At 36.0% G+C, this 10,831-nt stretch carries 7 protein-coding genes; all 7 read right to left on the bottom strand.

Features of this window, described 5'->3' with window-relative positions; genetic code table 11:
• Positions 1-404: 404 nt before the first annotated feature.
• The 7 genes from ACQKNC_RS15830 to dnaA all read right to left on the bottom strand — a co-directional run bounded on the left by ACQKNC_RS15830 (position 405) and on the right by dnaA (position 10,313).
• Positions 405-1,484: an HD-GYP domain-containing protein gene (locus tag ACQKNC_RS15830; RefSeq protein WP_427425746.1), complete on the bottom strand. Its 1,080-nt coding sequence runs from the start codon at positions 1,482-1,484 to the stop codon at positions 405-407.
• A 146-nt stretch (positions 1,485-1,630) separates the two neighbouring features.
• Positions 1,631-4,096: a DNA gyrase subunit A gene (gyrA, locus tag ACQKNC_RS15825; protein WP_427425745.1), complete on the bottom strand. Its 2,466-nt coding sequence runs from the start codon at positions 4,094-4,096 to the stop codon at positions 1,631-1,633.
• 25 nt (positions 4,097-4,121) lie between these two features.
• Entirely contained in the window at positions 4,122-6,056 is a 1,935-nt protein-coding gene (gyrB, locus tag ACQKNC_RS15820) for a DNA topoisomerase (ATP-hydrolyzing) subunit B (RefSeq protein WP_427425744.1), read from the bottom strand.
• Between the two features lie 92 nt (positions 6,057-6,148).
• Positions 6,149-7,264, bottom strand: a complete 1,116-nt coding sequence (gene recF, locus ACQKNC_RS15815; RefSeq protein ID WP_427425743.1) for a DNA replication/repair protein RecF — start codon at positions 7,262-7,264, stop codon at positions 6,149-6,151.
• A gap of 3 nt (positions 7,265-7,267) precedes the next feature.
• The gene (gene yaaA, locus ACQKNC_RS15810) at positions 7,268-7,492 is read right to left on the bottom strand and encodes a S4 domain-containing protein YaaA (protein ID WP_068985825.1); all 225 of its coding nucleotides are present in this window, start codon (positions 7,490-7,492) and stop codon (positions 7,268-7,270) included.
• A gap of 165 nt (positions 7,493-7,657) precedes the next feature.
• A complete protein-coding gene (dnaN, locus tag ACQKNC_RS15805; RefSeq protein ID WP_427425742.1) occupies positions 7,658-8,794 on the bottom strand; it encodes a DNA polymerase III subunit beta in 1,137 nt (378 codons plus the stop codon).
• Between the two features lie 169 nt (positions 8,795-8,963).
• Positions 8,964-10,313: a chromosomal replication initiator protein DnaA gene (gene dnaA / locus ACQKNC_RS15800; protein WP_368637196.1), complete on the bottom strand. Its 1,350-nt coding sequence runs from the start codon at positions 10,311-10,313 to the stop codon at positions 8,964-8,966.
• Between the last annotated feature and the right edge of the window lie 518 nt (positions 10,314-10,831).

Genomic DNA, 10,831 nt, shown 5'->3' with positions numbered 1-10,831 from the left:
CGCCAGCGTTCGTCCTGAGCCAGGATCAAACTCTCCATAAAAAGAAATTTGATTAGCTCAAATTGTTTTGCTGGCATCATGTTTGATGTCCAAAAATTTATTTCTTTCACTAACTCAAGGTCAGCTACTAAAAACTTTATTGATTACGTTTTGCTTGTTCAGTTTTCAAGGTTCATTACTTTATTTTAAGTGTCACCTCTTGGCGACTCATTAATAATATCAAGAATCTAAAACTATGTCAACACTTTATCAAAATAAATTCAAATAGTTTATATGAATTTATTATTCTCCTTCTACGTCACTATATTTAGAGGATTTAGTTAACCTTAAATCAGTTAAACCTCGGCATAACTAAAAATAAAAAAGGCAAACACCAATGTTAATGGGTTGCCTTTAAACTATTGTTAATTTGGTATAATACGTGAAATATAAAAGGTACGATTTTTACCTAAATCAAATATCTCCCCTGATTGGCTTAATTTGATAAGAGGTCGAGTTGGTGCAAATTTATTTATAAACATCACTTCGCCATGTTCTAGATTAGATAGTTCAACTATAGTTCCTATAGGAAGGTCGGCAACAATGTCTATAAGTGCACGAACTACTTTAATATCAAACTTCCCAAATTCAGATTCATTAATCATCTCTATGACCTTAAAGGAAGATTGCTTTGTTCTATACACTCGCTCACATGTCATTGCATGGAATACATCTGCAACAGCGATAATTTGAGCGAAAGTAGAAATATTAGCGATTTTTTCCCCTTTCGGATAGCCACTACCGTTTAAACGCTCATGGTGTTGGAAAATAGCCTCTTTCATTGTATCCTTTAAGATTGTTAAATCTTTGACCATATTATAGCTATAAATCGGATGCTTATAAATTTCATCAAACTCCTGCTCTGTTAAGGTTGTTTTTTTATCACGGATACGTGGATGAACTTTTGCCATCCCACAATCAGCTAATAACCCACCAATTGCAACTTGAATTGTAATTCCTTTGTCATAGCCTAGTTTTTGTGCAATCACTGAAGAAATCAATGCTGTTGCTACACAATGATGGTACAAATAGTCTTTTGGATTTGAATACTCATTTAACTCAAAAATTATTGTACGATCTTCTAAAACCATTTCTAATAACGGCAAAATAATTTTACGTGCTTTTGTAATATCTACCTTTGCACCAGCTTCCCAATTTTTAAATTCCTTTTTGAATTGTTCAACAGATTTGTCATAAACTTTTTTAAAAGTTGGAATAACCTCTGTTGGGACGAATAAATCTGTTTCTTTTATCTCTGATTGAGTCTCTATACTATCTTTATATACAGGGACCCTTGAAATATTAAAAGCAAAAAAAACTTGTAAATGCTCATGGGAAATTATCGTGTTTTTAAAAATTATTGGATATTGTGTATTAGCAAAAATATCTTCAGAAATTACTTTACCAACGCGTAACTCTGAAATTGGGACTTGTATAGTTTCCATGCAATTAACACCTCTTCACTATTTCGCTTGCTTAAACATAGGTTAATTTCATTTTATCATGGAATTCAAAATAATTACTTATTTTTCATGATTTATGCTAAAAAACCGATGAACGGCAACATTAGCTGTCGTCATCGGTCTTTTTATTATTCCTCTACTTCATCATTTTCTTCACTAGATTCTTCTTCTTTTTCAACCTTCGCTACGGTTGCAACAAGCTCGTCATCGCCTAAACGAATTAATCGAACTCCCTGTGTACTACGACCAATTAATGAGATATCGTTCACATCCATACGGATTAGCATACCGTTAATTGTAATAAGCATTAAATCTTCAGAACCATCAACAGTTTTTACAGCTACCATTGGACCGTTTTTATCAGTGATTTGAATTGTTTTTAATCCTACACCACCACGGCTCTGTAAACGATATTCCTCTTCAGAAGTACGTTTACCGTAACCTTTTTCCGTAACAACTAAAATTTCCTGTCCTGGTTCAACGATTTCCATACCAACAACTTCGTCACCATCACGTAGTTTAATACCTCGTACACCACCTGCAGTACGACCCATTGAACGAATATCATCCTCTTGGAAACGTACAAGCATTCCATCACGAGTACCGATTATCACTTGTTTATCGCCATCTGTTAAACGAACAGAAATGAGATCATCATCTTCTCGTAAACTTATAGCAATTAAGCCGTTTGTTCGGATATTAGCAAATTGAGAAACTGGTGTACGCTTTGAAATACCTGTTTTAGTAGTAAAGATAAAGTATGCATCTTCATCAAATGAAGCAACACGGATCATTGCTGTTACTTTCTCACCTTTTTCAATATTGAGTAAGTTAACAATCGGTAATCCTTTCGCTGTACGACCATATTCCGGAATCTCATAACCTTTTGCTCTAAATACTTTTCCTTTTGAAGTGAAGAATAAAATTGTATCGTGTGTAGATGTATTCATAAGATGCTCTACAAAATCATCTTCATTTGTGCCCATACCTTGTACACCACGACCGCCACGTTTTTGACTGCGATATGTATTAGCAGCTAAACGTTTGATATAACCATTGTGTGTTAAAGTTACTACCGAATTTTCGACTGGGATTAAATCCTCATCCTCAATCATTTCTATACCGCCAGAAGTAATTTCAGTACGACGTATATCATTAAAGCGTTCTTTTAGCTCTAATATTTCAGTACGAATAATATCAACAATTTTAGCCTCATCCGCTAAAATTGCTTTTAATTCAGCAATTAAAATTTGAAGCTCTTGATACTCTGCTTCAATTTTTTCACGCTCTAATCCACTTAAACGAACTAAACGCATATCTAAAATCGCTTGCGCTTGACGTTCAGATAAATTGAATCGTTCCATTAATTGAGGTTTTGCTTCTTCACCACTACGTGAACCACGAATAATAGCAATAATTTCATCGATATGATCAAGGGCAATACGTAAGCCCTCTAAAATATGTGCACGATCTTCCGCTTTCCTTAAGTCAAATTCCGTACGACGACGAATAATAACCTTTTGGTGCTCCAAATAATGATGCAACATTTCTTTTAAGCCCATTACTTTAGGTTGACCATTTACTAATGACAGCATATTAATACCGAAACTCGATTGCATTGCTGTTTGTTTATATAAATTATTTAAAACTACATTAGCATTTGCATCTTTACGAACTTCAATGACTACTCGCATACCACGTCGGTCAGATTCATCACGTAGGTTTGTAATACCATCAATTTTTTTATCGCGTACAAGCTCAGCTATTTTTTCAATAAGCTTAGCTTTATTCACTTGGTATGGTAATTCATGAATAAGAATTGTTTCTTTACCATTTGATTTTTGTTCAATCTCTACCTTTGCGCGAATAATGATGGAGCCACGACCTGTTTCGTAAGCACGACGAATACCGCTACGACCTAAAATTAATCCACCAGTTGGGAAATCAGGTCCTGGGATGATTTCCATCAACTCTTCCGTTGTAATAGCGGGATTCTCAGAAAGTGCTATCACTGCATCTATCGTTTCACCAAGTTGATGTGGAGGAATATTTGTCGCCATACCAACCGCAATCCCTGCCGCTCCATTTACCAATAAGTTTGGATAGCGACTTGGAAGGACAATAGGCTCCTTTTCTGAACCATCATAGTTATCTGTATAGTCGATTGTGTCTTTATTAATATCACGAAGCATTTCCATTGCAATACGAGACATACGTGATTCTGTATAACGCATCGCTGCCGCTCCGTCGCCATCGACAGATCCAAAGTTACCATGACCATCGACTAGCATGTAACGATAGCTGAAATCTTGCGCCATACGTACCATTGCATCATAGATGGATGAGTCACCATGTGGGTGGTATTTACCCATTACGTCCCCAACAATACGTGCTGATTTTTTATACGCTTTATCTGCTGTATTCCCTAGCTCTTGCATGCCATATAAAATACGGCGATGTACAGGCTTTAGCCCATCTCGTACGTCTGGTAATGCACGAGAAACGATTACACTCATCGCATAATCGAGGAAAGATGTTTCAATTTCTTTTGTTATATTAACTCCTTTAACACCGGAGCGTTCTTGTTCTGACAAAGTGTAGACCTCCTCTCAAGAAAAATTAAATATCTAAATTAGCGTATACTGCATTTTCTTCGATAAATTGACGACGAGGTTCAACTTCATCGCCCATTAAACGTTCAAATGCTTGGTTTGCTTTAATTGCATCATCTAATTCTACTTGTAACAATGTGCGGTGCTCAGGATCCATTGTAGTTTCCCAAAGCTGCTCTGCATTCATTTCCCCAAGACCTTTGTATCGTTGTACATTTGGTTTTGGCATTTTTGGTAGTCGTTCTAAAATTTCTTTTAATGTTTCTTCATCATAGCAATATTCAACATGCTTACCTTGCTTTACTTGATATAGAGGTGGCTGTGCAATATAAATATAACCTGCCTCTATTAGAGGTCGAAGGAAACGGAAGAAGAATGTTAATAGTAATGTGCGGATGTGGGCACCATCAACATCGGCATCTGTCATAATAACGATTTTATGATAACGAGCCTTTTCTAAAGTAAACTCCTCACCAATACCTGTGCCAAACGCTGTAATCATTGCACGAATTTCTGCATTCGATAAAATTTTATCTAAACGTGCTTTTTCAACGTTAAGGATTTTACCACGTAACGGTAAAATTGCTTGGAAGTGTCGGTCACGTCCAGATTTTGCTGATCCACCGGCAGAGTCACCCTCAACGATATAAATTTCACATTCAGATGGATTTGTTGATGAACAGTCAGCTAATTTACCTGGCAAGCTTGATACTTCAAGTGCATTTTTACGACGTGTAAATTCACGTGCTTTTTTAGCAGCGACACGTGCACGGGCAGCCATTAAACCTTTTTCAACAACCTTACGAGCGACAGTTGGATTTTCTAACATAAATCGTTCAAAACCATCTGAGAATAAGGAGTTAGTAATTTGGCTAACTTCAGAGTTACCAAGCTTTGTTTTTGTTTGTCCTTCAAACTGTGGATCAGGATGCTTAACTGAAACAATAGCTGTTAACCCTTCACGAACATCCTCACCAGTAAGGTTTGCATCTGATTCTTTTAAAAGCCCATTTTTTCGCGCGTAATCATTGATAACACGTGTCAGAGCTGTTTTAAAACCAGACTCGTGTGTACCACCTTCATACGTATTAATGTTATTAGCAAATGAAAAAATATTTGAAGAGAATCCAGCATTATATTGCATAGCAATTTCAACAGAAATACCATCTTTTTCCCCAAGAACATCTATTGGATCATGGATTGGCTCTTTAGATTGATTTAAATGCTCTACGTAAGAACGAATACCACCTTCATAATGATACGTAGTAGAACGTTCCTCACCTTCACGTTCATCAGCAATTGTAATCTTGATACCACGATTCAAGTAAGCTAATTCACGAATACGATGTGCTAAAATATCATATTCATAAACAGTCGTTTCTTTAAATATTTCAGGGTCTGCTTTAAAACGTGTAGTTGTTCCATTACGATCTGAATTACCGATAATCGTTAGCTCTTGAATAGTTTTCCCACGTTCAAATTTAATTTCATGAATATGACCCTCACGATGAACTTGAACGATCGTCTCAACTGATAGAGCATTTACAACAGATGCCCCTACACCATGAAGACCACCAGAAACTTTGTATCCTCCACCGCCGAATTTACCGCCAGCATGGAGCACTGTCATAATAACTTCAACAGCCGGCTTACCCATTTTTTCTTGAATGCTTACGGGAATACCACGACCATTGTCCTCTACACGAATCCAATTGTCTTGTTCTATCGTTACTTTTATATCTGTACAAAATCCTGCTAGTGCTTCATCAATACTATTATCAACAATTTCCCATACTAAATGGTGAAGACCTTTAGAGCTTGTTGAACCAATATACATCCCAGGTCTTTTACGTACCGCTTCTAAACCTTCTAATACCTGTATCTGATCGGCTTCATAAGCTTGATTTTGTAAACCTTCGTTCTCTATAGCCACGGCTTTCATCTACTCCTTCATAACATCATTGTGTGTAAATGAATGAACAGTCAACCGAGCTGACTATTACCATTCTTTTGTAATCTAAAAAACTCCCCGGGCTAACTTTCTTCAATCGCTCCTTGTTTCACGTGAAACAGCTGTGCATGCTCCATCGTTTCATGATGAATTCCATCAACACTTGTAGTCGTAACAAAGGTTTGAACTTCACCTTGAATGGTATTTAATAAATGCGATTGGCGATAATCGTCGAGTTCCGACAATACATCATCTAAAAGTAGTATGGGTGTTTCATTTGTTTCTTGTTTAATTAACTCGATTTCAGCAAGTTTTAATGAAAGAGCAGTTGTACGTTGCTGTCCTTGTGAACCGTATGTCTGAACATCATAGTCATTTACTAAAAACTGCAAATCATCTCGATGTGGACCAACTAGTGTTACACCTCGATCAAATTCACGCTCCTTAGCTTCTATTAGCTTTTTATGCAAGAAGCCTTCGATTTCACTAGAAGTATGTTCTTTTTCAATACCAGCTACTGTACGGTATTTTATAACTAACGTTTCCTTCCCTTGTGAAATACCTGCGTGAATTGGTTCCGCCCACTCCTGCAATAAATCCATAAATTGAAATCTTTTTCGAATAATTTGGGTAGCTGCGTGAATATATTGTTCATTATAAACGTCGTACATCACGTCATCTGGCATTTTTTTACCTTGATTCATTTTTAAAAAGTGGTTACGTTGCTTTAAAATTTTTTGAAAGGTTAATAAATCGTGTAAATAGACAGGAGAAATTTGCCCAATCTCCATATCAATAAAACGTCGTCGTATTTGAGGACTCCCCTTTACAACATTTAAATCTTCGGGGGCAAACATAACAACATTCATTTGACCAATATAATGACTGAGGCGACTCTGCTCTATATGATTTATCTTACCCTTTTTGCCTTTTTTCGTAATCGTAAGCTCAATCGGTAAAATACCATGCCTTTTTTGAACGGCCCCTTCTATTTTACCATAGTCTGAATCCCAACGTATTAATTCTTTATCGTTCGTCGTGCGATGGGATTTAGCCATCGCCAATACGTAAATAGATTCCATAACATTTGTTTTCCCTTGAGCATTTTCACCAATGAAAACATTAATTTTTGGAGAGAAGTTTAAAGCTAAGGCATCATAGTTACGGTAATTTGTAAGTTTTAATTGCTCTATATGCATAATCTACTGTCCAGCGGTACCAACGATACGAAATCGACCACATCCAGGAATATTTACAATGTCACCGTCACGTAATTTACGACCGCGGCGATCATCTACTTCTCCATTTACATATACATCATTTTCGTGTAAAAACCACTTGGCCATGCCTCCAGAGCTAATGGCATCAGTCATTTTTAAAAGTTGCCCTAATGTGACAAACTCTACATCAATTTCAATGTCCTTCATAGCTGAGTTCCCCTCCAAATACAGACTGTCTATCTCTCTATCATACCTAAAAATTAGCCATAAGTAAAAAAAGATAGCCGCAATCTGCGACTATCAGAACGTTTTTAAAGCATATAGAGCTAAAAATTATGGAGTTTACTCACTCCAACAAAAATTGTTTAAATTTTAATAAGTACGTACAGGTAAAATCAATTGTAAAATAGCATCGTCATGAACAGAACGTAAAATAAAAGGTCTCATTGCTCCTGTGAATTGAATGATTACATCTTGACCATCTATTGCTTTTAATGCTTCCATCATGTATTTTGCACTGAAAGAAATCTTTAAGTTCTCCCCCTCTAATGACTCAACAGGAATTTCCTCTTGGACCTTACCGATTTCTGGAGAATTAGAAGAAACTTCGACAGCTTGATTATCTAAAATCTCAAAACGCACAACATTATTACGATCGCCACGAGCAACAAGAGACGCACGATCGATTGCTTGTAATAATGATTTACCATTAATCGTTAGATTTGTTTGATACTCTTCTGGAATTAAGCGAGTCGTATCTGGGTAGTTACCTTCTAGTAAACGAGAGAAGAATAATACTTCTCCAGTTTTAAATAACACTTGCTGGCTCGTAATAACAATTTGCACAAGATTTGTAGAATCCTCTAAAACTTTATTTAACTCATTTAAACTTTTACCAGGAATTACAACACTATGTTCAACTTCAGGTAAATTTTCCAATTGAACTTTACGTCTTGCCAAACGGTGGCTATCTGTTGCAACACAGATTAATGCTTCATTTTTTAACTGCCAGTTTACACCTGTCAACACGGGTCTACTTTCTGAAGTGGCAACAGCAAATACTGTTTCACGGATAATTGACTTTAATAGATCGGCAGGAATAGTAAATTTTTGATCCTCTGTTAATTCGGGTAATAAAGGATATTCAGCAGCATCTGAGCCAATTAAATGGAATTCAGATTTACCTGAACGGATATGAGTTTGGAAACCAGTTGTTACTTGGATTTCAACTTCATTTGTTGGTAACTTACGTACAATTTCATTAAACATACGAGCTTGTACAACAATTGATCCTGTTTCTGTAATATGAATTATTTGTTGGCCATCTTCTTCTACTGGAATAAATGTTTGAATTGTGATATCCGCGTCACTACCTGTTAAACGAATACCTTCAGTTGTTACATCAATTTTAATCCCCGTTAGAATTGGAATAGTTGTTTTAGAACTTACGGCTTTCATGACATCATTTAAACCCTCTAATAAACGGTCACGTAAAATATCAAATTTCATTCGTTTTCCCTCACATATTTATATTATTTATTTATATAAAATAAAAAAGATATAGTAATAGGCCCTGTGGATTTGTGGATAAGTCTTTTGAGATGAATAAAATCAGTCTATCCACATGTAGATAGACTGTGTATAAGTTTGTGTTTAAACGTTTGTGTTGTCCACAGTATTATTTCCCTAACATGCTTCGAATTTGTTTAATATCTTGCTGTAGTTGAACGTCATTTTTCAACATAGAAGATATTTTTTCATGAGCATGGATAACAGTAGTATGATCGCGTCCACCAAATTCTTCGCCAATTTTCGGCAGCGAAAAATCTGTTAATTCGCGGGATAAAAACATGGCGACTTGACGCGGAAAGGCAATTAACTTTGTACGTTTTTTCGCGGCAAAATCCTCTAAACGAATGTTAAAATGCTCTCCTACTGCATTTTGAATGTCTAATATAGTGACAGTTCTCGGCTTTGAATTAGGAATAATATCCTTTAATGCTTCAGCAGCTAAAGTCGCATTAATATCCTTGTTAACAAGTGATGAATAGGCAACGACGCGAATAAGCGCACCTTCAAGCTCCCGAATATTGGAGTCAATCTGGTTCGCAATATAGAGCATGACTTCATTTGGCACTTCTAGACCATCAGCCTTCGCTTTTTTTCGGAGAATGGCGATACGAGTTTCCAAATCAGGCGGTGCAATATCTGTAATTAGTCCCCATTCGAATCTAGAACGTAAACGATCTTCCAATGTTGGAATTTCCTTAGGAGGACGGTCACTGGAAATAACAATTTGTTTCGATTCTTCATGCAATGTATTAAAAGTGTGGAAAAATTCTTCCTGAGTTGATTCTTTTCCAGCTAGAAATTGAATATCATCAATTAGCAGTACATCTACATTGCGATATTTATTGCGGAAATCTAGTGCCTTGTTATCTCGAATTGAGTTAATAAATTCATTTGTAAATTTTTCAGATGATAAATATACCACCTTTGCATTTGGATTGTGTTCCAATACATAATGACCAATCGCATGCATTAAGTGTGTTTTGCCAAGACCTACTCCCCCGTAGATAAAAAATGGGTTATAAGCCTTCGCTGGTGCTTCTGCGACAGCTAGCGAGGCAGCATGAGCAAAGCGGTTACCAGAGCCAATAACAAACGTATCAAAAGTATACTTCGGGTTTAACATACCTGGCGAAATATCATGATGATCGTTATTTTTTGCTTGGATAATTGGCGCTGGTAAATCGAAATCGTCCGAATCCTGGTTTTTTTGAACAACAAACTTAATAAGCAAGTCTTCGCCTGTAAGCTCCGTTAATATACCTGTAATCAAATGAATATAATGATTTTCAAGCCAGTCTCGAGCAAACGAATTTGGCGCAGCAATTGTCACAGTAGAACCACTACCATTGTAGGAAAGTAGTTTAGTAGACTTTAGCCACGTTTCGAAGCTTGGTTTAGAAATTTTTTGTTCAACTTGAGCCAGGACATTATTCCATAGTTCTTCTAAATGTTCCAAGCTGCTAATCTCCTTTACAGTTTTCAATACTATTACAGCAATAAAAATAGCGCATTTATAGAAACGGTAAATACGTTCATTTTACAACTAATCCACAAACTCACAAGTTGTGGATAAAAGTTAACCAAAGGCTGTGATAAAAATTATCCACAGCATATCAACAGTTGTGGATAAATTAAAAGTTCATTTCAGTTTTCAACAAAGTGAAGCACAGATATCGTATCAGAAAAACAAAGCTATTTCAATAGTTTATGAAACTTATCCACACACCTTCCATTTATGCACTTCCTAGTTGTCCACAAGGTCTGCTTATGTGAAAAAGGTGTAGATAAATGTTGTGGATAAAAAATAATGCAAAAAATACTATACACAACTCTGTGTAAAAAAAACAAGTATTCTGTGGATAATTTATTTTTGTTCAGTAGAAGATGATAATAGTAAATGATAGACATAGATTTGCTTAGGGAAAGAAATTTATAAAATTCATTGACAAAATAACTAGTTACTTTATATAATAT

It is taken from the genome of Lysinibacillus sp. NPDC094177 (genome assembly GCF_050279145.1).
GTDB lineage: Bacteria > Bacillota > Bacilli > Bacillales_A > Planococcaceae > Lysinibacillus.
Note: the sequence above shows the minus strand (reverse complement) of the source record. Positions and strands in the feature narration are given on the sequence as shown.

Coding starts and splice junctions, on each gene's coding strand:
- gyrB (WP_427425744.1), bottom strand. CDS start 6,056: ATGAAAGCCGTGGCTATAGAGAACGAAGGTTTACAAAATCAAGCTTAT.
- ACQKNC_RS15830 (WP_427425746.1), bottom strand. CDS start 1,484: ATGGAAACTATACAAGTCCCAATTTCAGAGTTACGCGTTGGTAAAGTA.
- yaaA (WP_068985825.1), bottom strand. CDS start 7,492: ATGAAGGACATTGAAATTGATGTAGAGTTTGTCACATTAGGGCAACTT.
- recF (WP_427425743.1), bottom strand. CDS start 7,264: ATGCATATAGAGCAATTAAAACTTACAAATTACCGTAACTATGATGCC.
- dnaN (WP_427425742.1), bottom strand. CDS start 8,794: ATGAAATTTGATATTTTACGTGACCGTTTATTAGAGGGTTTAAATGAT.